21 protein-coding genes are annotated in these 24,851 nt (G+C 61.8%); 12 read left to right on the forward strand and 9 right to left on the reverse strand.

Annotated elements, in window-relative coordinates; translation table 11 throughout:
• The first annotated feature begins 33 nt into the window (after positions 1 to 33).
• Positions 34 to 426, forward strand: coding sequence for a hypothetical protein (locus tag P7C00_RS15365; protein ID WP_404939775.1), 393 nt, complete (start codon positions 34 to 36; stop codon positions 424 to 426).
• A 308-nt stretch (positions 427 to 734) separates the two neighbouring features.
• Here the strand turns inward: P7C00_RS15365 and P7C00_RS15370 are convergent, their stop codons facing one another.
• Positions 735 to 1,649, reverse strand: a complete 915-nt coding sequence (locus P7C00_RS15370; protein WP_047304668.1) for a LysR family transcriptional regulator — start codon at positions 1,647 to 1,649, stop codon at positions 735 to 737.
• 269 nt (positions 1,650 to 1,918) lie between these two features.
• Between P7C00_RS15370 and P7C00_RS15375 the strand changes: the two genes are divergently transcribed.
• Together P7C00_RS15375 and pgm are read left to right on the forward strand one after the other, a co-directional pair.
• Positions 1,919 to 2,941, forward strand: a complete 1,023-nt coding sequence (locus P7C00_RS15375) for a zinc-dependent alcohol dehydrogenase family protein (RefSeq protein ID WP_346632841.1) — start codon at positions 1,919 to 1,921, stop codon at positions 2,939 to 2,941.
• Positions 2,942 to 3,194: 253 nt separating this feature from the next.
• Positions 3,195 to 4,841, forward strand: coding sequence for a phosphoglucomutase (alpha-D-glucose-1,6-bisphosphate-dependent) (gene pgm, locus P7C00_RS15380; RefSeq protein WP_346632842.1), 1,647 nt, complete (start codon positions 3,195 to 3,197; stop codon positions 4,839 to 4,841).
• A gap of 178 nt (positions 4,842 to 5,019) precedes the next feature.
• On the opposite strand, the gene P7C00_RS15385 is transcribed toward pgm, so the two are convergent.
• Complete coding sequence (locus tag P7C00_RS15385) at positions 5,020 to 5,715, reverse strand: pirin family protein (RefSeq protein WP_346632843.1); 696 nt, start codon at positions 5,713 to 5,715, stop codon at positions 5,020 to 5,022.
• A gap of 275 nt (positions 5,716 to 5,990) precedes the next feature.
• On the opposite strand from P7C00_RS15385, the gene P7C00_RS15390 reads away from it, so the two are divergent.
• Positions 5,991 to 8,450: a UvrD-helicase domain-containing protein gene (locus P7C00_RS15390; RefSeq protein ID WP_404939777.1), complete on the forward strand. Its 2,460-nt coding sequence runs from the start codon at positions 5,991 to 5,993 to the stop codon at positions 8,448 to 8,450.
• A 51-nt stretch (positions 8,451 to 8,501) separates the two neighbouring features.
• Here the strand turns inward: P7C00_RS15390 and P7C00_RS15395 are convergent, their stop codons facing one another.
• Positions 8,502 to 8,771, reverse strand: coding sequence for a DUF1652 domain-containing protein (locus tag P7C00_RS15395; protein WP_102865161.1), 270 nt, complete (start codon positions 8,769 to 8,771; stop codon positions 8,502 to 8,504).
• A 279-nt stretch (positions 8,772 to 9,050) separates the two neighbouring features.
• Here P7C00_RS15395 and P7C00_RS15400 point away from each other — a divergent pair, with 279 nt between their 5' ends.
• Genes P7C00_RS15400 through P7C00_RS15415 form a run of 4 tightly spaced genes read left to right on the forward strand, consistent with a single transcriptional unit; the run spans position 9,051 to position 12,865 of the window.
• A complete protein-coding gene (locus tag P7C00_RS15400; RefSeq protein WP_346632845.1) occupies positions 9,051 to 9,866 on the forward strand; it encodes a helix-turn-helix domain-containing protein in 816 nt (271 codons plus the stop codon).
• Positions 9,867 to 9,917: 51 nt separating this feature from the next.
• On the forward strand, positions 9,918 to 11,324 hold the full coding sequence (locus P7C00_RS15405) for an NAD(P)/FAD-dependent oxidoreductase (RefSeq protein ID WP_404939779.1): 1,407 nt from the start codon (positions 9,918 to 9,920) through the stop codon (positions 11,322 to 11,324).
• A 57-nt stretch (positions 11,325 to 11,381) separates the two neighbouring features.
• The gene (locus tag P7C00_RS15410) at positions 11,382 to 11,723 is read left to right on the forward strand and encodes a cupin domain-containing protein (RefSeq protein WP_404939781.1); all 342 of its coding nucleotides are present in this window, start codon (positions 11,382 to 11,384) and stop codon (positions 11,721 to 11,723) included.
• Positions 11,724 to 11,770: 47 nt separating this feature from the next.
• Complete coding sequence (locus P7C00_RS15415; RefSeq protein ID WP_404939783.1) at positions 11,771 to 12,865, forward strand: polyamine ABC transporter substrate-binding protein; 1,095 nt, start codon at positions 11,771 to 11,773, stop codon at positions 12,863 to 12,865.
• A gap of 110 nt (positions 12,866 to 12,975) precedes the next feature.
• Here P7C00_RS15415 and P7C00_RS15420 read toward each other — a convergent pair whose 3' ends face one another.
• The 5 genes from P7C00_RS15420 to P7C00_RS15440 form a co-directional block, all read right to left on the reverse strand.
• Complete coding sequence (locus P7C00_RS15420; protein WP_404939785.1) at positions 12,976 to 13,737, reverse strand: SDR family oxidoreductase; 762 nt, start codon at positions 13,735 to 13,737, stop codon at positions 12,976 to 12,978.
• Complete coding sequence (locus tag P7C00_RS15425; RefSeq protein WP_404939787.1) at positions 13,734 to 15,116, reverse strand: aspartate aminotransferase family protein; 1,383 nt, start codon at positions 15,114 to 15,116, stop codon at positions 13,734 to 13,736. Before P7C00_RS15425 ends, P7C00_RS15420 begins: the two co-directional genes overlap by 4 nt.
• Before the next feature lie 61 nt (positions 15,117 to 15,177).
• On the reverse strand, positions 15,178 to 15,993 hold the full coding sequence (locus P7C00_RS15430; RefSeq protein ID WP_404939789.1) for a molybdenum cofactor biosynthesis F family protein: 816 nt from the start codon (positions 15,991 to 15,993) through the stop codon (positions 15,178 to 15,180).
• Positions 15,994 to 16,082: 89 nt separating this feature from the next.
• On the reverse strand, positions 16,083 to 16,757 hold the full coding sequence (locus P7C00_RS15435) for a LuxR C-terminal-related transcriptional regulator (RefSeq protein ID WP_404939791.1): 675 nt from the start codon (positions 16,755 to 16,757) through the stop codon (positions 16,083 to 16,085).
• Positions 16,758 to 16,926: 169 nt separating this feature from the next.
• Positions 16,927 to 18,261 (reverse strand): aspartate aminotransferase family protein, encoded by a 1,335-nt coding sequence (locus P7C00_RS15440; protein ID WP_404939793.1) that lies wholly within the window; start codon positions 18,259 to 18,261, stop codon positions 16,927 to 16,929.
• 563 nt (positions 18,262 to 18,824) lie between these two features.
• On the opposite strand from P7C00_RS15440, the gene P7C00_RS15445 reads away from it, so the two are divergent.
• The 4 genes from P7C00_RS15445 (at position 18,825) to feaR (ending at position 23,720) form a co-directional block, all read left to right on the forward strand.
• On the forward strand, positions 18,825 to 20,312 hold the full coding sequence (locus P7C00_RS15445; protein WP_346632859.1) for an aldehyde dehydrogenase family protein: 1,488 nt from the start codon (positions 18,825 to 18,827) through the stop codon (positions 20,310 to 20,312).
• 240 nt (positions 20,313 to 20,552) lie between these two features.
• Positions 20,553 to 22,073, forward strand: coding sequence for an APC family permease (locus tag P7C00_RS15450; RefSeq protein WP_404939796.1), 1,521 nt, complete (start codon positions 20,553 to 20,555; stop codon positions 22,071 to 22,073).
• Positions 22,039 to 22,632 carry a DUF3156 family protein gene (locus P7C00_RS15455; protein WP_346632861.1) on the forward strand — a complete coding sequence of 198 codons (594 nt, stop codon included), beginning with the start codon at positions 22,039 to 22,041 and terminating at the stop codon, positions 22,630 to 22,632. Before P7C00_RS15450 ends, P7C00_RS15455 begins: the two co-directional genes overlap by 35 nt.
• Positions 22,633 to 22,781: 149 nt before the next feature.
• Positions 22,782 to 23,720, forward strand: coding sequence for a transcriptional regulator FeaR (feaR, locus tag P7C00_RS15460; protein WP_346632862.1), 939 nt, complete (start codon positions 22,782 to 22,784; stop codon positions 23,718 to 23,720).
• Positions 23,721 to 24,014: 294 nt separating this feature from the next.
• On the opposite strand, the gene P7C00_RS15465 is transcribed toward feaR, so the two are convergent.
• A complete protein-coding gene (locus P7C00_RS15465) occupies positions 24,015 to 24,791 on the reverse strand; it encodes a response regulator transcription factor (protein ID WP_404939992.1) in 777 nt (258 codons plus the stop codon).
• Positions 24,792 to 24,851: the final 60 nt, after the last annotated feature.

The raw sequence follows: 24,851 nt of genomic DNA on the forward strand, positions 1-24,851 counted from the left end.
TACGATGAGGCTGCAGCCCCGTTCGTTGAAACCATGTGCAAAATTGATGCACAGGAAGCGCCTTACCAGCCACCGCCATTCGATCCCGACACCATGAGCCTGGAGCCGGAATTTTTGCAGGAGTGGCTTCGGGCTCAGGCAGGTTTCCAAATGGTTGGCCAAACCTGCTTGTCCATGCTGTCCGATACCTTGAAGATCTTTTTCATGACGCATGAAGAAATTAACGGCTTCGACTGCATGGGGGCGTGCGGAAAGGGTTTTTTCAAGAAAAACGGATTCATCCAAGGCTATCGAACGGGTTTCGCTCATTACGGCGTTGACTGGAGTCAGTGCCTTGTAGATTTCGACATTCTGGAACAGGTGGTGCTGGCAAGAAACTCGACTCAGCACGGTAATGACATCATCTCTACGTGCATTCATGACTGAACGGCATCGGTAAGCTGCCCATCACTGGTTACGACAATCGGTTTAGAACAGACATCGAGACTAGTAGAGTAGAGCCTACACTCTATTGCTAATGATCAAAACAGTTGGTGCGATGGTGGTTTGCGAGCAGTAGCGTAGGACTTTTCCGAAAAAGGGCTGTTGGACCTCAGGCTGGGAGCATCCTTTTCAAACCATCCAAAGCATGCCCTCAGATGTGCCCCCAATGTAGCAATCCACCGGAAGTGAATGGAGCTCCATGGTTTGTGGAAAGGCAGAAATGATCAGCCGAACAGCCTGCCAGACGACGCCTAAAGACTCTCAGGGTCGCCGAAGAACATCTGAATCCGCGAGCGCAACCAGCGTTCCCCCGGGTCGTTATCCTGTGAACCACGCCAGGCCATGTGCAGTTCAAAACTGCGCACCGGCAGCGGCGGGTCTTCGGCGCGTACGCCACCGGCGGCGGTCAGGGCCTCGGCGGTGTAGTCGGGCACGGTGGCGAGGATGTCGGTGCCGGCCAGCAGGGTGCTCAGGCCGTTGAACTGCGGTACGGCGAGCACTACGTGGCGTTTGCGTCCGAGCTTCTCCAGTTCTTCATCGATGAAACCGCTCAGGTCCCCGGCGAACGACACCAGGGCGTGGGGCCGGGCGCAGAAGTCGTCCAGGCTGAGGGCGCCGGGTACGGTGTCGGCACGCAGCAGTTTGGGTAGGCTGCGGCGCAGCACCTTGCGCTTGGCGTTGGCCGGCAGGTCGGCGGTGTAGCTGACGCCGATGGAAATCTCGCCGGAGGCCAGCAGCGACGGCATCAACAGGTAGTTGGCCCGACGCACCACCAGCACGATGCCTGGGGCTTCGGCCCGCAGGCGCTTGAGCAGCATCGGCAGCAGGGCGAACTCCACGTCGTCGGACAGGCCAATGCGGAACACTGTGGTGCTGGTAGCAGGGTCGAACTCGGCGGCGCGGCTGACGGCGGTGGAGATCGAGTCCAGGGCCGGTGAGAGCAGGGCGAAGATTTCCACTGCCCGGGCCGACGGCTCCATGCTACGGCCGGTGCGTACGAAGAGCGGGTCGTCGAACAAGTTGCGCAGCCGTGACAGGGCGGCACTGATGGCCGGTTGGCCGAGAAACAGCTTCTCAGCGGCGCGAGTCACACTGCGTTCGTGCATCAGTGTTTCGAACACGATCAACAGATTCAGGTCGACACGACGCAGGTCATTACGATTCATCTGGAGTCCTGGCAGAGTCAGCGAACTTGACGGGAGCGGCCATATCGGAACAATGGCCGGCGTGAATCTTACGGGTAAAGGCTGGTACTCTGCATCGGCTAAATGTTGTTTGTTTGTAGTCAGGCTGGGGCCTGGCACGCTGTCCGCCCTGATTTTCAAGGGCACGGAATCAATGACAGACATGTCGACTATTAATAGGCACTGATAGTCTTGCTTTCAAAGCCCGGATAAAGTTCGTGGCATTAGAGGTTAATTTGACGAGGTTTGCGATGTCCCGCACGATTCGTTTTCACAAGTTTGGACCGGCCGAGGTGCTCAAATGCGAAGAGCATGCGGCCTCGTTGCCTGCGCCAGGCGAAGTGCAGGTACGAGTCGAAGCCATCGGTATCAGTTGGTACGACGTGCTCTGGCGGCAGAACCTGGCGTCGTCCCATGCGCGTCTGCCATCCGGCCTCGGGCATGAAATGGCCGGCGTGGTCACGGCTGTAGGCGAGGGCGTCGACGACCTTGCGGTCGGTGACAAGGTCGCCAGCTTTCCCGCGCAAAGCCCCAATGACTATCCGGTGTATGGCGAGCAGATCGTCCTGCCACGCTCGGCGCTGACCCGTTATCCGGATGTGCTCAGCCCTATCGAAGCCGCGGTGCACTACACGCCGCTGTTGATCGCCTATTTCGCCTACGCCGACCTGGCACGGGTCAAGCCCGGGCAATTCGCCTTGGTCACCGATGCCAGCCACTGTGCCGGCCCGTCTTTTGTGCAGTTGGGCAAGGCCCTGGGTGTGCGGGTGATTGCCGCTACCAAGACCGCTGAAGAGCGTGAGTACCTGCTGTCCCTCGGTGCCGAGAAGGTGATTGTCACCGAAGAGCAGGACCTGCTGATGCAGATCAACAAGCTCACCGACAATCGCGGGGTCGATGTGGTGTTCGACGGCCTGGGCGGTCCACAGATGTCGATGCTCGGTGATGTCCTGGCACCTCGCGGCAGCCTGGTGCTGTACGGCCTGCAAGGCGGCAACCAGACTCCGTTCCCGGCCTGCGCGGCGTTCCAGAAGAACATCCAGTTCTTTGTTCACTGCATCGGCAACTTCACCGGCAAGCCGGAGTTGGGGATCATTCAGGATCAGGTGGCGTTGCAGCGTGCGCTGCGCGACATCAACCAGTTGACTGCGGATCGAGTGCTGATGCCCTTGAAGACCCGGGTCTTCCCCTTCAGCGAGTTTGTCGAGGCGCACCGTTACATGGACGAGTGTCCATGTCGCGAACGGGTTGCGCTGCAGGTCGAACCGGCCTGATTCCCCAACGCCAGGCTTAGCCTGGCGTTTTTGCATCTGGCCAGTAGGAACCGGCTTGTCGGCGAAGAGGTCGCCAAGCCATGCGCTGCTCATGCAGACGCCTTCGCTGGCAAGCCAGCTCCTACACCAGCCAACTCCTGCATGAGTCAGCTCGAAAAGGCGCTGTTGTGCCGGGATAGATTTCATCGCGCCGTGGTCAAACTGCCAGTAAACTGCGCTCCATTCCCGAACCATCCTTTTTCAGAGGTTTTGCATGACTCTCAGTCCTTTTGCGGGCAAGCCGGCACCCGTTGAGTTGCTGGTCGATATCCCGCGACTGGTTACGGCGTATTACACCGGTCAACCCGATGCATCGGTGTCCACCCAGCGAGTGGCTTTTGGTACCTCCGGGCACCGCGGCAGCTCGTTCGATCTGAGTTTCAATGAGTGGCATGTCCTGGCCATCAGCCAGGCAATCTGCCTGTACCGCGAAGCCCAGGGCATCACTGGCCCGCTGTTCGTTGGCATCGATACCCACGCCCTGTCGACCCCAGCCGGGGCCAGTGCCCTGGAAGTCCTGGCGGCCAACGGCGTGACCGTGATGATTGCTGCCGGTGACGAGTACACCCCGACCCCGGCGGTGTCCCATGCCATCCTCTGCTACAACCGCGGCCGCACCTCGGGCCTGGCGGACGGGATCGTCATCACCCCGTCCCACAACCCGCCACAAAGCGGCGGCTACAAGTACAACCCCACCAATGGCGGCCCGGCCGACACCCACATCACCAAGTGGATCGAAGCCAAGGCCAACGAACTGCTGGCGGCCAAGCTCGCCGGGGTCAAGCGCATCAGCTACGAGCAAGCGCTGAAGGCCGACACCACCCATCACCACGACTACCTCAACACCTATGTCGCCGACCTGATCAACGTCATCGACCTGGATGCGATCCGCAACGCCAAGCTGCGCCTGGGCGTAGACCCACTGGGTGGAGCAGGGGTGCGCTACTGGTCGGCGATCGCCGAGCACTACCGCCTCGACCTGGAAGTGGTGAACAAGCAGGTGGACGCCACCTTCCGTTTCATGTCGGTGGACTGGGACGGGCAGATTCGCATGGACCCATCCTCCAGCTACGCCATGCAAGGGCTGATCGGCCTGAAAGAGCGCTTTGACGTGGCCTTCGCCTGCGACCCCGATCACGATCGCCACGGCATCGTGACCCCAAGCGGCGGCCTGCTGGCACCGAACAACTACCTGGCGGTGTCCATCGACTATCTGTTCCAGAACCGTCCGCAATGGCGGGCCGATGCCGCCGTGGGCAAGACCGTGGTCAGCAGTGGCTTGATCGATCGGGTGGCGGCGCGCCTGGGCCGACGCCTGTACGAAGTGCCGGTTGGCTTCAAATGGTTTGCCGATGGCCTGTTTGACGGTTCCCTGGGCTTTGGCGGCGAAGAAAGTGCCGGTGCTTCCTTCCTGCGCAAGGACGGCGGCGTCTGGTGCACCGACAAGGACGGCCTGATCCCGTCGCTGCTGGCTGCTGAAATGACTGCCCGCACCGGCCGCGATCCGAGCCAGGCTTACCGCGCGCTGTGCGACGAGCTGGGCGAACCGTTCTCGGTACGGGTCGACGCCAAGGCCAATCCGCAGCAGAAGGCCTTGCTCAGCAAGCTTTCGCCGCAACAAGTGACCTCGACCCAATTGGCCGGCGAGCCGATCCAGCAGATCCTCAGCCAGGCCCCGGGTAACGACCAGGCCATCGGCGGCCTGAAAGTCATGACTGAGAACGGCTGGTTCGCCGCACGTCCGTCCGGCACCGAGGACATCTACAAGATCTACGCTGAAAGCTTCATCGGTGACGACCACCTCAAGCAACTGGTGCAGGAAGCCCAGACCCTGGTGGACGCCGCCATCAGCGGCAACTGATCCGCGTAGCCGGCGGGCCGGCGAAAAGGTCCTTGAGACGGATACAGGTCTTGCGGACGCTTTCGCTGGCAAGCCAGCTCCTACGGTCGTTGTTCATTGCGCGGTCTTTGTAGCCGGCACGCCGGCGAAAAAAAAGGGGCGACCATCACGGTCGCCCCTTTTTATTTGCCCCTGCGTTTCAAGCCAGATCCACCAACACGATTTCGCTGTCTTGCACGGCGCTCACCCGCAGTACTCGCTCATCCTGGACCGCAACACCGTCTCGAGCTTCGGCACGCAAGCCGTTGATCTCGATCACCCCGGTTGCCGGCACCAGATAGGCCCGGCGTCCCGGGTCCAGGTGGTACTCGGCGGTTTCCCCGGCCTTCAGGTTGGCGGCCACCAGCCGTGCATCGGCGCGAATACGCAAGCTTTCCTCATCGCCTTCCTTGCCGCTGGCCAGGGTCACGAACCCCTCGCGCAGCCCCTTGGGAAAAGGCTTGGCGCCCCAGGATGGCGCGGAGCCGGCCTGATTGGGAATGATCCAGATCTGGAAGATCTTGGTCGGCGTGGCTTCCAGGTTGTATTCACTGTGGGCGATCCCGGTCCCCGCACTCATTACCTGCACGTCACCGGCTTCGGTGCGCCCCTTGTTGCCCAGGTTGTCCTGGTGGCTGATGGCGCCTTCGCGAACGTAGGTGATGATTTCCATGTCCCGGTGCGGATGCTGGGGGAAGCCGGTGCCGGGGGCGATCACGTCATCGTTCCACACCCGCAGGTTGCCCCAGTGCATGCGTTTGGGGTCATGGTACTCGGCGAAGGAAAAGTGATGATGGGCATCCAGCCAGCCGTGGTGAGCGCCGCCCAGGGAGCTGAAAGGTCTGAGTTCAAGCATGATCGTCTCCTCATAAAGGGCTCGTAATGGCTCGTTGGACCCGGGCCAAAAAACGATAACCGTTGGTTGATGGCGTGCATCATCCATCAGCTATTGATCGATAAAAAGCGCAAAAAATGCCGTAATCCAATCGTAAAATTAGATGGTTATTTTGTCGAAAAGCTGGTGTTAAACCTTCGGTTCATCGCTTAAGTTAATGACCCGCAAGCAATTCGCTGGATACCGTGAAAAAATCCGGCGACCATTACCGCTCAGCCTCATCCCCTGGAGTCCGCGTGTCGCAACACAGCCCCGATCTGCCCCCCGATCTTTTGCCCCTAGCCCAGATGCCGCTGTTGAAGCGCCTGGCGGCGCGGTTCTTCGGCCATGGCCTGAACCGTCTGCGGGCCCAGCACCGTGCGTCCTGGCTGCATGGTCAGGCCGACGGCTTTCGCAGCGGGCACACGGCTGGAGTGGAGTACGGCTACCAGGAGGGGCGGCTCGAAGGGCTGGAGGAAGGTCGGCAGGTGCTGCTGATTCGCGACAGTCGCAACACTGAGCACCGGCCGCCGGGGGTGGATGATCGGCTGTTCGACGACTGGCGCCTGCCGCTGACCGCCGAATTGAAAAAGCGCTTCAAGGCCGATGTCGCCCGGTTGCTGGCACCGCAGGCCCAGCCCAGCGCGGCCCAATGGAAGATGATTTTCAGCGACACGCCTGCCACAGCGGTGATTGCCGGAGCCGGGGCCGGCAAGTCGACTTCTTTGGTGTTGCGTCTGCTTTTGCTCAATCACTACCTGGGGTTCGAGTTGGATTCCATGACCGTAGTGACTTTTACCCGGGAGTCGCGCAAGGATTTCATCAATAAGCTGGTGCAGGTCTTTGCCCTGTGGAACCGGGCGCTCAGCCCTCGGGAAGCCCGGGATCTGGTGCGCACCTTCCACTCGCGGATCTTGCCCATGGTGCGCAGTCTGCCGGGGTTCGAGCGCCTTCAAGCCTTCGAGAACCTCAGTGAGCGGGTGCAGGGTGCCGAAGACGAGGTGGACAGCAACCCCTTCGACCTGCGTATCAACGACGCCCAGCGCAAGCACCTCAATGCCTGCTACCAGGCGTTGTACCGCAGCGATGAGCGCTTCCGCCTGGCACTCAAGCCCTTGCTGCGCCATGCCTTGCAGCTCAAGGAGCTGGAGCGCGATCACCCCGATGTACAGAAGCGCGTGGCGGTCACCGAGCTGGCGGCCAAGCGTGATGAGGAACTCTGCGACACGGTGGAAGACCTGTGGTTTCGTGCCGGGGCCTGGCCGATCAAGGGCATCGAGCCTCAGCGTCAGAGCTTTGAAATCAATGGATCGACCTTCCATTGCCATGGCTATGCCGCTGAGCTGGATGCCTGGGTGGTACTGGGCTTCGACCCTCGGGAGAATCCGCAGATCAGCCGGCCCGGAGCCAAGCTGACGGTGCGGGCGGAGTGGGCGGTAAAGCGCACCCTGTTTCAAGCTTTCTGTCGTAAGCCATTGATTTGGCTAGATAGTTACGAGTCGTCCAAGCGTGCTTTGGGCGCCTTTTCTGCCGAGGTGAGTGCCGGCCCGGGGTTCGACTACAAGGTCAAGGGCGAGCTGGCTTCGGCGCCGTTGCTGGATTGCTTTGTCGCGGCTGCCGGTTTTATCGAGAACCTGGGGCTGGATGTGGGCGACGCGGTCGGCAACATGAGCTTTGCCCAGGATGATCCGGACCGATTCTTCTTCGAGGCCTTGAGCCTGTTCTGGCGAGCCCTTGAAGACCACTTGCTTGACCAGTCACCGCCGATCATGAGCTACAACCGGATGTTCGCCCTGTTCAGCGAGCGCTCGCCGGAAAACTTCAAGCTGCTCAGCGACAGTTGCCTGAGGCCGATGTCGCACTTGATGATCGACGAGTTTCAAGACGTTTCGCCGCAGATCGTTTCCTGGATCAAGGCCAGTCTCCGGGAGATTCGCAGCCGCGGCGCGGCCCTGCACGTGGGGCGGGGAGCTCAGCATTCCTCCCTGCTCTGTGTGGGCGATGACTGGCAATCGATCTACGGCTGGCGTGGCAGTTCGCCGAAATACTTTATCGAGTTCAACAAGGAGTTCCCGTCCCCGGGCACCACTCGAGTCATGCTCAGCGAGAACTACCGCAGTCACCAGCACGTGATCGATGCGGCGGAGCATATTGTTCGCGCAGCCCCGGCGATTGCCGGGAAGAAGGCCAAGGCCAGTGGCGAAGCCAAGGACGCATGGCCGGTGCAGGTACTGGATCGTGACGATCAGGGCCTGGCCCTGCGCCTGGCAGAGCACTATCGACAGGGTGACTCAATCTTGATGTTGTTTCGAAAAACTAGCGATAAGTTATTGATAGAAGAGCATATTTCACAAATAGTTAATGTTGATTCTAGCTTGCCGCCGGCAGCTCGTCGGCTCAAGCAACTCACCTATCACAGTGCCAAGGGCCTGCAAGCGGACGCGGTGTTCCTGCTGGGGGATTGTCAGCACCTGAGCAGCTCGCCCTACAAGAATCAGGTGTATCGCATGGCCGGCCTGGGCAAGGATGGCGACGCCGAACCCTACGACAGTGCACAAAAGGACGAGATCCTGCGCCTGGCTTATGTAGGGATCACTCGGGCGGCCAAGCACTGCTACTGGTACGTCGATCGTCAGGAGGCGGCGGCCGGCAATGCGCCCAAGGCTTCGGATCGGGTGCCCCGTGACAAGCCTTATTTCCGCGACCTGCGGCAGTGAGCACGAAAAAAGCCCGCCGGTCAGGCGGGCTGCGGTTGATGGGGCCTGGCGTCAGGCCTTGAGTGTCAGGGACGGAGCAAAGGCTTCCAGTTCATCTTCCACCGCCTCGATTATTCGTTCGACATCCGCGGCGCTCATCACTGTGGCGCAGGGAATGCCGGCGATGGCGATCATGGTTTCGCCGCTGGCACGATCGAAGAGCCGGGCGATCATGCTGCCTGGCGCATCCATGCTGGCCTCGAAGCCCAGGGGATGAAAATGCCAGCGCATCAGCTGGCAGGCGTTGGGAAAGGTGACTTTACTGGCCCAGACTCTGTTCATCGGTGGCCCACCTTGATTCATTGAGCGCTTCCTTGTGCTCGCGGTAGGAACGATCGGGTCGTCAATGGCCCGATCAGTCAAGGGTTTAAAAATAGCACTGGCTTGTGACCGATCGCGGTTTTTTTGCCCACCGTCCGGCGGTTCAATCGCAGATTTTTGATGCAGGTCATGTATTGGCCCTGGCGGGGCTGCAGAACCTGGGGCCTTGGCTGAAGGACGGTCATTGATGCCTCTGCCGAAGTTCGGCAAGCTGCGTTTTTTTCGCTGTTCGAGACCCTTATGACTGTCCCTGACGACGGGCCTCTGCAAACCCAGGCCACCGGTGAAACCGTGATGCGCTATCACCTGTGCTGGAAGCACCGCGACCTCGATGGCGTGATGGCGCTTTACCATCCTGAAATCCAGTACAACGACTTTTTCCAGAATCGCACCCTAGGCCTCGCCGAACTGCGGGAATACGTGCGAGTGAGCATGCCCCGGGCCCCCGACGAGGCCCTGGAGCACAGCGATCGCATTCGTCTGGATGGCAATACGGCCTTTATCCAGTATCAGGTGACCCTGCGAGGTGGCCAGGGCCTGGTGTCGTTCCGCTCCAGCGAAGCGATTACCGTGCGCGACGGTCTGATCTGGCGGGTCAATGAATATGCGTCCCTGGTGCGTGAGTCGGCGACGGACACCTCCTCGGGCAGTCTGCGTCCGGCGGCCAGTCGCCTGGGGCTGTCGCCGCGCCAGTTGAGTTTCATGGCCGAGGACTTGCAACAGTACTTCCAGCGCCAGCAGCCTTATCTTGATCCGCAGCTGGACTTGCAGCGGGTAGCCCGTGAGTGCGGCTACAGCCGCAATCAGATTTCTTACCTGCTCAATCAGGTGCTGGGTCAGAGCTTCTACCGCTATGTGAACCAGGCGCGCCTGCAGCATGTGCTGACCGCCCTGGACAATGCCGCGCCACCGCTGCGGGTCGACGAACTGGCCTTTGCGGCCGGGTTCAATTCCCTGTCGGCGTTCTACAGCTGTTTTCGCCAGCATACCGGGCAGTCGCCCAAGGCTTATGCCAAGCAAATTTCTTTGCGTGCACGCGCGCAAGACAGCCCCTGAAGACAGGGACTAGGATCGCCGCATTCGAAGTTCGGGTTGCGGAGTGCTTGCATGCCAGCGTGGCGCAGTATCAGTTTGTGGATGGACCAGTTGGACGAGCCGCTATTGCCGCGGCCGTCCCTTGAACAAGACCTGGACCTGGACGTGGCGATCATCGGCGCCGGTTACACCGGGCTGTGGACCGCCTATTACCTCAAGCGCCAAGCGCCGCAGCTCAAGGTGGCGGTGATCGAGGCCCAGACTGCAGGGTTCGGTGCCTCAGGCCGCAATGGCGGCTGGCTGATGGGCAATCTGCTGGGGGAAGACCGCCTGCTGGCAGGGCTGTCGCCGGAACAGCGTCGAGCCTCTTTCGATCTGCTGCATGGCATTCCGGATGAAGTGGCCAGGGTCCTCGAACGTGAAGGCATCGACTGCGATTACCGCAAAGGCGGGGTGCTGTATTGCGCGGCCCGCTATCCCGAGCAGGAAACCAGCCTGCGCCAGTACCTGGACAAGCTCTACGCCCAGGGCCTGAACCAGGACGATTACCGCTGGCTGAACCCCGAGCAACTGGCCCGGCAGATCCGCGTGGCCAAACCTTATGGCGCTATCTATGCCCCCCACTGCGCCACTATCCAGCCGGCCAAGCTGGTACGCGGCCTGGCTCGTGCGGTGGAGCGCCTGGGGGTGAGTATTTACGAGAACAGCCCGGTAACCCACTGGCAGGCCGGTAGCCTGCAGACCCGCCACGCCGCGGTGCGCAGCCGTTGGATAGTGCCAGCGGTGGAGGGGTACTCGGTGACCTTGCCGCCCCTGGGCCGCTATCAGTTGCCGGTGCAAAGCCTGCTGGTGGCCACCGAGCCCTTGCCGGAATCGACCTGGGACGAAATCGGTCTGAACCAGGGCCAGGCCTTCAGCGAGAGCAGCCGTCAGGTTACTTACGGTCAGCGCTCCATGGATAACCGCCTGGTCTTTGGTGCCCGGGGCGGATATCAGTTTGCCAGCAAGCTGCGCCACGATTTCGACTTGAGTCGGGACGAGGTTGAGCTGCGTCGCTACCTGTTCGGCGAACTGTTCCCGCAACTGAAGAACGTGCGCATCACCCATTCCTGGGGCGGCAACCTGGGCATGTCCCGGCACTTCAAGCCGCACATGCTGTGTGACCGACGCAAGGGCATCGCCTTGTCCGGCGGCTACGGCGGCGAGGGCGTTGGCGCCAGCAATCTGGGTGGCCGGACCCTGGCCGACCTGATTCTCCAGCACGACAGCCTGCTGGTCCGCCAACCCTGGGTGCTGGCGGATAGCCGCCTTGACGCCCTGCGGACCTGGGAGCCCGAACCCTGCCGCTGGCTGGGCTACAACGCGATCATTCGCAGCTTTGTCCATGAGGACCAGACCCTGGCCAACCCGGCGTCTCCTCCGTGGCGCAGACGCATGGCCAGCCGGGTCGCCGAATTCATGGAAGGTTTCATGCACTGAGTGGGGTTTCTTGCACCGAACGATGTCCGTTCGGGTTTTCCAGCGAAAGGTAGAGCCATGAGCATCACGCAATTCAAGCACGCCGCAACGGTCACCCTGGACGAGTCGGCGCCGGTCGCCGTACCCCTGGGGACGCCCGTGGCCGTGACATCGGTGACCGCCGTCGAACGCAGCGACGGGGTCGAAACCGGGATCTGGGAATGCACCCCGGGACGCTGGCGGCGGCAGATCGTCGCCCAGGAGTTCTGTCATTTCATCCAGGGCCGCTGCACCTTCACTCCCGACCATGGCGAGCCCCTGCACATAGAAGCCGGCGATGCACTGATGTTGCCGGCCAACAGCACCGGAATCTGGGATATCCAGGAAACGGTGCGCAAGACCTACGTCTTGATTTTCTGATCCCTTGATTGCCTGCCAATAACAAAACCAGCCACAGGTATCGACTCATGATCCGCAAGACTTGCACTTTGCTGTTACTCAGCCCGTTGTTCCTGGGCGCTTCCCTGGCCCAGGCCGCCGACACGGTAAAGATCTACAACTGGTCGGACTACATTGCCCCGGACACCACCAAACAGTTCCAGAAGGAAACCGGGACAGGGTTCACCTACGACGTCTACGACAGCAACGAGACCCTGGACGGCAAGCTGATGACCGGTAAATCCGGTTACGACGTGGTGTTCCCCTCCAACCATTTCATGGCGCGGCAGATCCAGGGCGGGGCGTTGAAGAAGCTCGACAAGAGCCAGTTGCCCAACTGGAAAAACCTCAACCCGGTGCTGCTCAAGGCGCTGGAGGTCAACGATCCGGGCAACCAGCACGGTTTTCCGTACCTGTGGGGCAGCACCGGGATTGGCTACAACGTGGCCAAGGTCAAGGAAGTGCTGGGGGATGACGCACCGCTGGACTCCTGGGACCTGATCTTCAAGCCCGAGTACATGCAGAAGCTGCAGAAGTGCGGGGTAGCGATTCTCGACAACGGCCCCGAACTGATTCCCACGGCCTTGAATTACCTGGGGCTGCCACACCACAGCAAGAACCCGGCGGACTACAAGAAAGCCGAGGCGCTGCTGATGAAGGTCCGGCCTTATGTCAGCTACTTCCACTCGTCGAAGTACACCAGTGACCTGGCCAACGGCAATATCTGCGTGGCGGTAGGTTTCTCCGGGGACATCCTGCAAGCGGAGAGCCGGGCCAAGGAAGCGAAGAACGGGGTGGAGATCGGCTATTCGATTCCCAAGGAAGGCACGCCGATCTGGTTCGACATGGTGGCCATGCCGGTGGACGCACCGGATGAGAAGGCCGGTTACGCCTTCATGAACTACCTGCTGCGTCCGGACGTGATGGCCAGCATCAGCAATTACGTGCATTACGCCAATGGCAACCAGCAAGCCGATGGTCTTGTCGACCCGGCGATCAAGAACGATACCAAGGTCTATCCGAGCCCGGCCATGATGGACAAGTTGTTTGCCCTGGAAGCTATGCCGCTGGACATCGACCGTATCCGCACCCGCTTGTGGAACAAGATCCGCAGCGGCAGCTGATCCCCACCAACGAATCAGCCCCGCCGATTTTTGTAGGAGCCGGCTTGCCGGCGAAGAGGCCTCAGAGGCGAGCACTGCCCCTGAGGACGCCTTCGCTGGCAAGCCAGCGCCTACAATCGGCTGTTTTCCGGGAGCAGGGCGCCGCCGTCCACTATCAGGGTCTGGCCGGTGATGTAGCCGGCCTGTTGCGAGGCCAGGAACAACATGGCGTAGGCAATGTCTTCAGGCGTTCCCAGGCGCCCAAGGGGAATGCCCCTGGACAAGGTCGCGGCGTCGCCGAGGTTGTCCAGGGCTTGGGTGGCGATAAGCCCGGGCTCGACGCCGTTGACGGTGATTCCGTACTCCGCCAGTTCCAGTGCCGCTGCGCGAATGAAGCCATTGACCCCGGCCTTGGACGCCGCGTAGTGGGCCAGTCCGGGAATCGCCGTGCGTGGACCGGTCACCGATGAGGTGACGACGATCCGTGGTGCTCGGGCCCGACGTAGCGCCGGCAAGGCTGCCTGGGTCAGCCAGAAGCAGCTTTTCAGATTCACCGCCAAGGTGCTGTCGAGGGTCTGGTCCTCAAGCTCGGCCAGCTTCTGCATGGGAAAGATCCCGGCGTTGTGCAGCAGCAGGTCCAGGCCGCCAAAGGCCTCCAGGGTCGCCGTTACCGCCTGTTCGGCGGCTGCCCGGGTGCTGAGGTCCAGGGTCAGCAGTTCCGCCGTTCCGCCGGCCTGACGAATCAGGCGTTGGGTTTCGGCGCCTGACGCAGCGCTGCGGGTGGCCAGCATGACTTTGGCGCCCCTGGCAGCGAACACCTGGGCGATCGCCCGGCCAATACCCTGGCCCGAGCCGGTGATCAGGGCGATACGCCCGTGAGCATCCTGGCTCATGACCGGACTCCTGGCAGGACCTGGGCCAGGCACTGGTCCAGCAACCGATTGTGCAGATCGACCTGCTCCTCGCGGGTGGCCGGACACATCAGGGCCATGTTGTGGAATGGGGTCAACAGCACCCCGCGATTGAGCAGGTACAGGTGCAGGTACGCCTCGATCAGACCATGGCGGGCGTGGTGGGCTTCGCCACCGTTGCGCGGAGGCTGCTGCATGAACAGGTATTCGACCCGGGCACCGATACGGGTCACATGCCAGGGCAAGCGGTGCTTGCCAATGATGCTGTCGACGCCGGCTCGCAGGCGTTCTGCGAGGAGGAACATGCGTGCGTAGTTTTCATCGTTCATCACTTCGCTGAAGGTGGCGCGCATGGCGGCCATTTGCAGGGCGTTGCCGGCCAGGGTTCCACCGAAGCCGAAGTGATTGATCGCCTGGCCCGGCTGGAAATGTGGCAGTACCCGCCAGATCCGCTCGGCCATGGCCTGGCTGGTGCCCCAGACGGCGGTGGGAATGCCCCCGGCGATGGATTTTCCCAGGACGAAGAAGTCCGGCTGCAAGCCATGCTCGCCGCAATAGCCCCCCGGTCCACAGGACAGGGTATGGGTTTCGTCAATGATCAGCGGCACGTCATAACGCTGGGTCAACTGCCGCAAGCCGTCATGGAAGCCCGGGGCCGGTGGCACCATGCCCACGTTGGTCATGAAGGGCTCGGTCAGCACGGCGGCCACGTCGCCGTGGGCCAGGGCCGCTTCCAGGGCCGACAGGTCGTTGAATTCCACCAGTCGGGTGGTGGAGTCGTGCTGCAAGCCGTTGGGGTGCACGCCGTCCCGGGGAATCATCTGTCCCTGGGCGTCGAACTCCACCTGGGATTCGTCGACGCTGCCGTGGTAGTTGCAGTTGAACACCAGGACCTTCTGCCGTCCGCTGATCATTCGGCACAGGCGCAGGACAAAGCGGTTGGCATCGGTGGCTGAAGTGGTGACCTGCCAGTAGGGCAGGCCAAAGCGTCGGGTCAGCTCCTTGCCGACCCACAAGCTGTCGGCGGTGGGCAGCATCAACGTCGAGCCATGCAGTGCCTGTTCGGCAATGGCTGCGGCTACCGCCGGCTGGGCATGGCCGAACATGGCGCCCGTGTCGCCCAGGGCAAAGTCCACGTACTCGCGGCCGTCGCAATCGGTGAGGGTCGCACCACGGGCATCCGCCACCATGATCGGGTAGGCGCCGGGCCATTGCTGCATCCAGTGCAGCGGCGCGCCGTATAGCCAGTGCTTGAGGTTTTCCTGATAGAAGGCACCGGAGCGCGGGTGTTGCTCGGCAAACAGCTGCAGTTCGGACTGGTAGCAGCTGGCGACGCGTTGCAGATCAAGGCCCAGAGTCATGGGAGTGTCCTATGAAAAGCGTTGCAGGCTGGCGCTAGGACAAGCCTGCAGCGGTACGGAATCAGGGGTGCAGGGTTCGGTTGAGTACTTGGGCCAGGGCGCCCACCGGGAAGTTGGCGGCATGACTGAAGTCTGCACCCTGGTAACCGAAGATCTTGCCGTCGGTACGCCCGGCCTTGAGGTCGATGAGCACCAGGCCCAGGGTCGGGACGATCTTCTCGCGCCAGACAAACAGGTACAGTTGCTCGTCGATCTTGTAGTAGTGACAGCGGTCGGTGTCCGCCAGGCCTTGCTCGACACCCCTGAGGCACTGCCAGCTATAGAAGTTGGCATTCAGGTAGATGTGCTCGTAGGCCTCGCTGGCGCTGTAGACATACTGGTTGCGCAGGCCGATCAGTTCGGCGGTGGGCGTATGTCGCGCAGTCTCGGTCGTGGGCACGGCATCGATTGCGCCGTGGAGGAACTGCGCCTTGACCGAGGTCAGCTCACCGCCGGCCAGGGCCCGGCTGAACAGGTCGACGCTGCACTCGGCCTGGCTCGGCATCTGGCCGACCACGGCGGTGAAACATCGGCGCTCAAGATCGAGAATCAGGCTCACCGAGTGGGGCTGGCCATGCTCCAGCTTGAGAAAGTCCACCAGGTAGATACCGGGGCGCACCGAGGTTGCGCGATAGGGCAGATCGTCACTGGCAGGCTGGCCGACGCTGTTCCAGCGCAGGGTGTCGGCAGCGAAGTGGTGTTCGATCTGCCAGCCATTGTCGAAGTGCAGGGACAGGGTGCGACCGGACAGATCATCCACCCTCGCAAGGATGTGATTGTCGTCTGCAAAACCGTCCGCCAGGGCGCCGACGGTGATCCATTCAGGTTGCTGATTCATGGCAAGGCTCTTGTCCGGGAAAGGAGAACCCCATGTTCTGCCTGGGAGCCGGTGCTGCCCATCAACCGAATGGTTGAGCCTGTGGCCCTTTACAAGAACAGCGCGCTCACCAGCTCCGTACGATTGCCGACCCCGACCTTGCGAAACAGGTTGATCAGGTGGGTCTTGACCGTGGGCAGCCCCAGGTCCAGGCGCCTGGCGATGCTCTTGTTGTCGGCGCCATCGCGCAGCAGCCAGGCGATCTCCCGTTCCCTGGGGGTGAGGTTGGCCAGACGTTCGTCGACCTGGGAGTAGGGTGCCAGGGCAGCGATTTCCAACAGGCCCTGCAAGGCATGCAGGGTACCCAGTTCGTCGACACTGAAATGCCCCAGGGCGTTGTCCCGCAGCAACGACAGGCCGGCGACGGGCCGTTCACCATCACAGGCGAGAATCTCCACCACATCCAGTACCCCGTGGCGTTGCAGGAATCCCTGGTAGACCTCGGTTGCATGACGGCCCTGCTGGGCCATGCCCATGTGCAGCGAAAGCACTGGGCGCCCGGCGGCGGCGCAGTTGCGTGGCTGCAGCGGGTCGTAGTGGCGGTAGCGTTGCAAGTAGGCCTGGTGCATTTGTTCGGGCATGCGGTACAGCGAGAAGTCCCGGGCCTGCAGACTCGGATCGATGCGGTAGAAGGCGCAGAGGGTGGCGGGGACCACCCGGGTGAAGGCGGCGATGCAGCGTTGCCCCAGTTCATGGGCCCCGGGCAAGGAAGTGGGCGCAATCATTGGATAGCTCCTGGCTGCCGGCTGGGCAGTGGCTCGGGTGGTTGGAGGCTGCGACGGGGGGGCGGTGTCCGTGTCAGGGCGAGTGAATACCAGAGGTGAAGCGCCTGGCAAGTAGGGATGCAGCGCAGGCTGCGGTCGCTGTTGCATCGACCGCAGCCTGTTGCAACAATTAGCGGCGGGCCTTGCTCAAACCCTCGGCCAGGGCATCGACTATGGCATCCACCTGTGGCTGCTGGATTACCAAGGGCGGCGAAAGAATGATCTTGGTGCCCACTGGACGCACCATGACGCCATTGTCCCGGGCAATTTGCGCCACCTGATTGGCATAGCCGCTCATGGGGTCAATGGGTTCGCGAGTGGTCTTGTTCGCCACCAGATCCAGGGCCAGCATCAGGCCCTGGCCCCGCACCTCGCCGACGCTGTCGAAGCGATCGACGAAGGGCCGCAGCTTGTCCAGCATGTAGTCGCCCATCTTCGCCGCGTTGGCCGGCAGGTCCTCCTTGACCACGATATCCAGGCACGCCAGGGCTGCAGCACAGGCTACCGGGTGTCCGGAGTAGGTGTAGCCGTGCATGATGGCGCCGGTAAAGTTGGCGTTTTTCTCGAAGGCGGCCTCGATCCGCCGGTTGACCACGGTCGCGCCCAGGGGGATGTAACCCGAGGTGATGCCCTTGGCCAGGCACATGATGTCGGGTTTGACGCCCCACAAGCGGCTGCCGAACATCGATCCGCTGCGGCCGAAGCCGGTGACCACCTCGTCGGCGATCAGCAGGACGCCGTACTTGTCGCAGACTTCGCGGATCAGCGGCCAGTAGTTGGCGGGGGGCACTATCACGCCGCCGGCGCCCTGGATCGGCTCGGCAATGAAGGCGGCCACGGTGTCCGGGCTCTGGAACTGGATCTCCCGCTCCAGCAGGTCGGCGCAGATCTTGCCCAGCTCTTGCGGGTCCTGGCTGTAGGGGTTGCGGTACAGCCAGGGTGTGTCGATGTGGTAGCAACCGGGCAGCAATGGTTCGTAGTTGCGGCGGAACACGGTGTTGCCGTTGACCGAGGCACCACCGAAGTGAGTGCCGTGGTAGCCCTGGCGCAGGGAAATGAACTTGGTGCGGTCGGCCTGGCCTTCGAGCTTCCAGTACTGGCGGGCCAGCTTCAGGGCACTTTCGATGGCATCCGAACCGCCGGAACTGAAGGACACCCGGGACATGTCCTCGGGCTCCAGCAGGTTCATCAGCACCCGGGACAGTTCTTCGGCACGAGGGTGGCTGACCCCGTCGAACAGCTGGAAGTACTCCAGCTCATCGAGCTGTGCGGTGATGGCCGCTTTCACTTCCTTGCGGTTGTGGCCGACGTTGACGTTCCACAGCCCGGCGACGCCATCCACCAGCTGGTGGCCTTTGTCGTCATAGACATAGCAACCATCGCCACGGACGATGCGGATCGGTTCGCGTTGCTTCATTTCGTTGGGGTGCAGCATGGGGTGCCAGAAACGGCTTGCTTCGCTCACGTTGAGTCTCCTGAAAACGCACGGACAGCGTGGAGCTATTAGTGCGTCATTTGTGGGCTCCTGGCTTGCCTCTGTGTGCCAGGACATTTGACCCAGGCTGCCAGTGGCGGCTTGGCGGGTGTCGCTGCCGCCCATTCGCAGGGTCTGGCTTGCCAGCGAAAGCGTCCGTGCAGGCTGTGCAAGACTTGCGGGCCTGTTCGCCGGCAAGCCGGCTCCTACGGGGAACTGCACGGTGTATCTGACTGCTGTAGGAGCTGGCTTGCCAGCGAAGGCGTCCGCCTGGGCGCTGCATGACTTTCGGGCCTGTTCGCCGGCAAGCCGGCTCCTACGGGGAACTGCACGGTCTATCTGTCTGCTGTAGGAGCTGGCTTGCCAGCGAAGGCGTCGGCCTGGGCGCTGCAAGACTTTCGGGCCTGTTCGCCGGCAAGCCGGCTCCTACGGTCTGCGTAGGTGCCGATGGCGCTGGCAGCCAGGGCCAAGTTTTGCGGCAGCCAGAATCAAGACGGCATCCGACTTTGGGCTCAAAGTCCACCTCGAACAAGGTCTACCTGCGAGGAATCAAGATGAGCGTTGCCATCGACCCACGTGTCGCTGCATTCATAGACAGTCAGCACGGTCTGCTGATTGACGGTCTCAGCCAGCCAGCACTCTCCGGAGCGCGGATGCCGGTGTACAACCCCGCCAGTGGTGAGCAGTTGACCCAGGTTGCCGCCGCCGCCCAGGCTGATGTGGATCTGGCGGTGGGGTCCGCGCGCCGGGCCTTCGAAGGCAGTTGGAAGGCGTTGCGTCCCGCCGATCGTGAGCGTCTGCTGTTGAAACTGGCGGATCTGCTGGAAGCCAATGGCGAGGAGCTGGCTCAACTGGAGACCCTCAACAATGGCCAGTCGATCCATCTGGCCCGGGCCCTGGAGGTGGGTGCGGCGGCGGAGTTCACCCGCTACATGGCCGGCTGGGCCACCAAGATCGAAGGCAAGAGCCTGGATGTGTCCATCGCTGCGGTGCCGGGGGCACAGTACCGGGCCTATACGGTGCCGGAGCCGGTGGGCGTGGTGGGGGCCATTGTGCCGTGGAATTTTCCGTTGCTGATGGCCATCTGGAAAATCGTCCCGGCCCTGGCTTGTGGCTGCACCGTGGTACTCAAGCCGGCCGACGAGACCCCGTTGACCGCGCTGCGCCTCGGCCAGCTTTGCCTGGAAGCGGGGATCGCTCCCGGCGTGGTCAACGTGGTGACCGGCAGTGGTGCCCAGGCCGGTGCCGCGCTGGCTGCCCATCCGGGGATCGACAAGCTGGCGTTCACCGGTTCGACCCAGGTCGGCAAGCTGATCGGCCACGCTGCAGTGGACAATATGACGCGCTTTTCCCTGGAATTGGGCGGCAAGTCGCCGGTGATCGTTCTCGACGACTGCGATCCGCAGACTGCGGCCGCTGGGGCTGCCGGGGCCATCTTCTTCAATCAGGGACAGGTCTGCACGGCGGGCTCGCGGTTGTATATCCAGCGCGGGATCTACACCGAAGTGCTGGAGCGTCTGGTCGCCATCGCCGAATCCTTGAGCATTGGCCCGGGGTTGGACGAGCAGGCACAGATCAATCCGCTGATTTCTGCCAAACAGCAGAAGCGCGTGCTGCAGATGGTCCAGCGCGGGGTCGAGGAGGGCGCCAAGGTGCTCTGTGGTGGAGTCGCCCATGGCGAACGGGGCTTTTATGTCCGTCCCACGGTGGTGGCCAACGTCAACGCCAACCTGCAGTTGGTGCGCGAGGAGATCTTCGGCCCGGTGGTGGTCGCGACGCCTTTCGACTCACTGGAGGAAGTGGTGGCCCTGGCCAATGACAACCAGTACGGGCTGGGGGCGAGTATCTGGTCCAACGATCTGAGTCAGGTCATGCAGCTTATTCCACAGATCAAGGCCGGCACCGTTTGGGTCAACACCCACAACATGCTGGACCCGTCGATGCCCTTCGGTGGTTACAAGCAATCGGGCATGGGGCGCGAGATGGGCCATGCGGCCATCGAGGCCTATACCGAGAACAAATCGGTGTGCATCGCTTATTGAGCGCGCCCCACGCAGACGCCTTCGCCGGCCAGCCGGTTGGCTGTAGGAGCCGGCTGGCCGGCGAAGAGGCCCCCGAGACAGGTGTCACTCTCATGGGCGCCTTCGCTGGCAAGCCAGCGCCTACGGGGCGTGAACATGATTTCAGCTGCGTCAGACAGCCAAGCTCTGCGCCCTTGCCGGGCGTGCCCTTGAAATGCCTAGAACAACAATCATCAACCCATGCTTTCGAGGTTTACCATCATGTCGCTCAACGACAGACTCAACCACCACCTGGATCAGGGCGTGGTCGGCTTTCCCACCGCGCTGGCCAGTGCCGTGGGCCTGATCATGGCCAGCCCGGTGATCCTTACTGCCACCACCGGATTCGGTATCGGTGGTGGAGCATTCGCCGCAGCGATGGTGATCGCCCTGCTGATGATGCTGGCGCAATCCACCACGTTCGCCGAAGCGGCTTGCCTGCTGCCCACCAATGGCTCGGTCTATGACTACCTGGCCTGTGGCCTGGGCCGTTTCTTCGCCATCACCGGCACCTTGTCCGCCTACCTGATCGTGCATGTGTTTGCCGGGACGGCGGAAACCATTCTCAGCGGCGTCATGGCCCTGGTGAATTTCGAATCCCTCAATACCCTGCTGGAACAGAGCGGCAGCGCCTGGCTGGTAGGTGTCGGGCTGGTGCTGTTTTTCGGCCTGCTCAACGCGGTGGGCATCACCGCTTTCAGTCGCGCCGAGGTGATCCTGACCTTCGGCATGTGGACCACCCTGATCATCTTTGGCTTGCTCGGGGTCATCAAGGCCCCGGCGGTGGCGCTCGATGGCTGGTTCGGTGCTTCCATGGTGGGGACCGACCTGTCGACCATCCTGTCCTTGGTGGGCATGGCCATGTTCATGTTCGTCGGCTGCGAGTTCGTCACCCCCCTGACCCCGGATGTGCGCAAGGCTGCCAGAACCATTCCCCGCGCCATGGCCCTCGGCCTGGTAGGCGTCGCGGTCTGTATGTTCATCTATGGCGCGGCCATGAAGCGTCAGGTGGAAAACATCGCCCTGAGTGAGGACGGCAGCGTGCATTTGCTGGATACGCCCATGGCCATCCCGCATTTCGCCGAGCAGATCATGGGGCCGTTTGGCCGCATCTGGCTGGGGATTGGCCTGCTGTTCGCCGGTGCCGCGACCATCAATACGCTGATGGCTGGCCTGCCGCGGATTCTCTATGGCATGGCCCTGGACGGTGCATTGCCCAAGGTCTTCACCTACCTGCACCCACGCTTCAAGACTCCGCTGCTGTGCATCGCCGTGGCGGTCCTGATTCCCTGTCTGCACGCCTGGTGGCTGGGTGGCAGCACCGACAGCATCATGCACCTGGTGCTGGCGGCGGTCTGTGCCTGGAGCACCGCTTACCTGCTGGTCACCTTGTCGGTGGTGATGTTGCGCATTCGCCGGCCGGATTTGCCGCGGGCTTATAAATCGCCATGGTTTCCGTTGCCGCAGATCCTGTCTTCGGTGGGGATTCTCCTGGGTATGTGGTTCATCACCCCCCCTGGGATGAATCCACGGGATATCTATGTGCCCTTCGGCAGCATGTTGGGCCTGACCGCTATCTACGCCCTTGTCTGGACCTTGCTGGTACAGAAGGTCAATCCGTTTCGTCCGGTGCCGGTGGAGGAGGTGCTGGAACAGGCGCTGAACCTTGCACCGGAAGATGTCCCAAACCCTCGGGAGGCCCTGTCTGATGAATCTTTCAAGCTGGCGACAAAACCTCTTTGAATTTTGGCACCGGGCACCCTCGGGCTATCGCCCGGGGGTCACCCTGGGTCAGGTGCGACGGGATCTGGCGGGCCTCGATTTCACCCCTCGCGCTGTTGGGCGTGGTGTTTTCCATTGCCCGAAAAGCGCTCTGGAGTTCGAAGTACGGGAGCGCCCCCAGGCGCAGTTCCTGATGCATCTCGTGGTCTGTGAGTGGCGTCTGCGGGTGCCCAGTGAGCGTCCCGGACAGGCGCGGATCGGCCTGCGCCATACCGGGACAATTCGTCGACAGGGCGTCGCCGCGCGATTGCTTGCGGGAGAAGCAGGGCAATGGGCGCCCCTGCTGCAGAGGTTGTGCAGTGATCAACCACTGCTGGAACGGCTGCTGCCACTGGACTTCAAGCACCTTGAGCTGTGGCGGGATGAACAGGGCTGGCAAGTGCGCCTTGAACACTTTGGTGCCAGCGAGGTGGTCAATCGTTTACCGGGGTTCAGACGCTATATCCGCTTGAGTGCTGAACAGCGGGTGGCGTTATTGGGCAGCTTCACTGAGTTGTACAAGCTTCTACGAGAATTCTGACCGACATAACCGTAAGCACTGGCATACACCCTGCTTAAGCCATAACAGACTATCCATGCTGTCAGGCTCCTTGCCTGACAAATAGATAACATGTTAATGATATCGCCATAACAACAACGGCGGTCTGAACCGGCTTATGGAGGTGCACAGTGCTTGCTTCGCATAGTTTCAGTTCCTGGGTAGGTGCCCTGCAGGGTGTCTGTGGTCGATTCGACGCCCGTCCGGCGCGCAATCCCGCCTTGTTTATCGGAGAAGTGGGTTTACAGGATTATGCCGGGCTGGAGGTGGCGCAGATCCGCACCAATGCCGGGCTGATCTCCCGTCAGAGCACCAAGGTCGACCATGAGGACGATCGCCATTGTTTCCTGATCATCCAGCGCAGTGGCCACGCTCGCCTGAGCCAGGATGGCGAGAGTATTGAGCTGGCCCCCGGCGACATGGCGTTGCTGGATTCGGCCGGCGCTTGTGAAATCGTGCCCCACGGCCTGATCGAGCACGCCTCGTTCCACCTGTGCCGAGAAGAGGTGTACCGGCATCTGCCGGCCCAGCAGCGCAAGTTCGGCAAGTTGTCGCAAAACTGCGCCAGTGGCCGCTTGATGCGTTTGCTGGTGGAGCAGATCTGCGCCGGCGATCTGCAGGGGTGTGCAGCGCAGCAGGAGGGGCAGGCTCTGCAGGAGGCCCTGATCGCCTTGCTTGGGCCAACCCTGCGTCAGACGGCCAGTACCCTGGATGGCTTTGACGATAACCTGCATGGCCAATGCCTGCGTGATCAGGCTCGGCAACTGATCAATCAATCCCTCAATGAGCCGGGCCTGACCCCGGTATCCCTGGCCGGGCAGTTGAACATTTCGGTGCGCCAGTTGTACCGGCTGTTTGAGGAACAGGGAGATAGCGTGTGTCGTTTCATCCAGCGCTCCCGGCTCAAGCGCAGCGCGGCGGACCTGAGCAACCCGCACCTGCGCAACGAATCCATTACCGACATCGCCTTCAAGTGGGGGTTTACCGATTCGGCGCATTTCAGCCGGACCTTCAAGAAGCATTTCGAACAATCGCCCCGTGACTTCCGCGCCCGCTCCCTGAACGCGTAGGCGCTGGAGTATCGCATCGCCCGACACTTCCGCTGGCGTTGTAGGCGCCGGCTCGCCGGCGAAGAGGTTCCTGAATTTTGTATTGCCCTCAAGGATGCCTTCGCTGGCCGTGTAGGAGCCGGCTTGCCGGCGAAGAGGTCCCTGAATTTTGCATTGCCCTTGAGGGCGCCTTCGCTGGCAAGCCAGCTCCTACGGTAGGCAGGCATGCGGGCAGGTAGGTAGGCGGTCAGGTCAGCAGGCAGGTGAGAGCGCGGTAACGCGAGAAGACCGGCAACAGCAGCTTGAACGGGGGCTTCAGGGATTGTCCAGGTCATGCCCCAGGGATTGGATGAACAACGAAAACAATTCGGGCTGGCTGGAGATATCCAGCTTGGCGTAGAGGTGCCGGCGGTGCACCTTGATGGTGTCCGGCGAGATCTTCAAACGCTCGGCCATGGCTTTGGAAGAAAAACCCCGGAGGATCAGCCGGGCAATCTCCAGCTCTCGGTCCGACAGCACCGCGCTGCCGAAATGGCTCAGGGCATCGCGAATCTGGCTGGCCATTTCCTCTGCAACCGGGGCCTGGGGACGTATCTGGCTGTGCTGCCAATGCTGTTGCATCAGTGGCAGCACCCAGGCCGCAAAGGTCGTGAGCTGGCCTATTTCTTCACGATTGAAGACCCGTTGGTTGCCCAGTGACAGGGACAGGGTGCCGGTATCGGGTAGTTGCAGGATGAATTGCACTTCATCTTCCAGGACGTTGTCGTGGAAGTAGCTGAGAAAGTACTCGCTCTGGCGGAAGTGGTCCGGGGCCACTTCTTCCAGACGGTACAGGCCGCTGGGGTAGCCCTCGCGACAGGCCTGGAAGAACGGGTCCAGCAGGTACAGGCCATTGAGGTAGGTGAGCATCGACGCCGGCTTGCTGCTGGGCTCCGCGTCATATTCTTCAAGGGCTCGGGGCGGGCCATCCACCGGGTAGAAGATCGCCAGGGCATTGTCGAACGGCGTGGCCTGGTGCAACAGCAGGATCAGCTGTTTCCAGAATCGCGGGTTGCCGATCAGCGTAAGGGTGCGACCTAGGCCGGCATGCATGCCGACTTCCCAGAACAGATTACTCAAAGTCCTTGCTCCCCTGATGCGCCGTAAGTGCCG

The sequence above is a fragment of the Pseudomonas sp. JDS08PS003 genome, from assembly GCF_045013505.1.
In the GTDB taxonomy this organism is placed as follows: Bacteria; Pseudomonadota; Gammaproteobacteria; order Pseudomonadales; family Pseudomonadaceae; genus Aquipseudomonas; species Aquipseudomonas protegens_B.

Excerpts from the sequence above, each read along its gene's own strand:
- P7C00_RS15365 (WP_404939775.1), top strand. The coding sequence starts at position 34 with ATGTGCAAAATTGATGCACAGGAAGCGCCTTACCAGCCACCGCCATTC.
- P7C00_RS15370 (WP_047304668.1), bottom strand. The coding sequence starts at position 1,649 with ATGAATCGTAATGACCTGCGTCGTGTCGACCTGAATCTGTTGATCGTG.
- P7C00_RS15375 (WP_346632841.1), top strand. The coding sequence starts at position 1,919 with ATGTCCCGCACGATTCGTTTTCACAAGTTTGGACCGGCCGAGGTGCTC.
- pgm (WP_346632842.1), top strand. The coding sequence starts at position 3,195 with ATGACTCTCAGTCCTTTTGCGGGCAAGCCGGCACCCGTTGAGTTGCTG.
- P7C00_RS15385 (WP_346632843.1), bottom strand. The coding sequence starts at position 5,715 with ATGCTTGAACTCAGACCTTTCAGCTCCCTGGGCGGCGCTCACCACGGC.
- P7C00_RS15395 (WP_102865161.1), bottom strand. The coding sequence starts at position 8,771 with ATGAACAGAGTCTGGGCCAGTAAAGTCACCTTTCCCAACGCCTGCCAG.
- P7C00_RS15400 (WP_346632845.1), top strand. The coding sequence starts at position 9,051 with ATGACTGTCCCTGACGACGGGCCTCTGCAAACCCAGGCCACCGGTGAA.
- P7C00_RS15405 (WP_404939779.1), top strand. The coding sequence starts at position 9,918 with ATGCCAGCGTGGCGCAGTATCAGTTTGTGGATGGACCAGTTGGACGAG.
- P7C00_RS15410 (WP_404939781.1), top strand. The coding sequence starts at position 11,382 with ATGAGCATCACGCAATTCAAGCACGCCGCAACGGTCACCCTGGACGAG.
- P7C00_RS15415 (WP_404939783.1), top strand. The coding sequence starts at position 11,771 with ATGATCCGCAAGACTTGCACTTTGCTGTTACTCAGCCCGTTGTTCCTG.
- P7C00_RS15420 (WP_404939785.1), bottom strand. The coding sequence starts at position 13,737 with ATGAGCCAGGATGCTCACGGGCGTATCGCCCTGATCACCGGCTCGGGC.
- P7C00_RS15425 (WP_404939787.1), bottom strand. The coding sequence starts at position 15,116 with ATGACTCTGGGCCTTGATCTGCAACGCGTCGCCAGCTGCTACCAGTCC.
- P7C00_RS15430 (WP_404939789.1), bottom strand. The coding sequence starts at position 15,993 with ATGAATCAGCAACCTGAATGGATCACCGTCGGCGCCCTGGCGGACGGT.
- P7C00_RS15435 (WP_404939791.1), bottom strand. The coding sequence starts at position 16,757 with ATGATTGCGCCCACTTCCTTGCCCGGGGCCCATGAACTGGGGCAACGC.
- P7C00_RS15445 (WP_346632859.1), top strand. The coding sequence starts at position 18,825 with ATGAGCGTTGCCATCGACCCACGTGTCGCTGCATTCATAGACAGTCAG.
- P7C00_RS15450 (WP_404939796.1), top strand. The coding sequence starts at position 20,553 with ATGTCGCTCAACGACAGACTCAACCACCACCTGGATCAGGGCGTGGTC.
- P7C00_RS15455 (WP_346632861.1), top strand. The coding sequence starts at position 22,039 with ATGAATCTTTCAAGCTGGCGACAAAACCTCTTTGAATTTTGGCACCGG.
- P7C00_RS15465 (WP_404939992.1), bottom strand. The coding sequence starts at position 24,791 with ATGCATGCCGGCCTAGGTCGCACCCTTACGCTGATCGGCAACCCGCGA.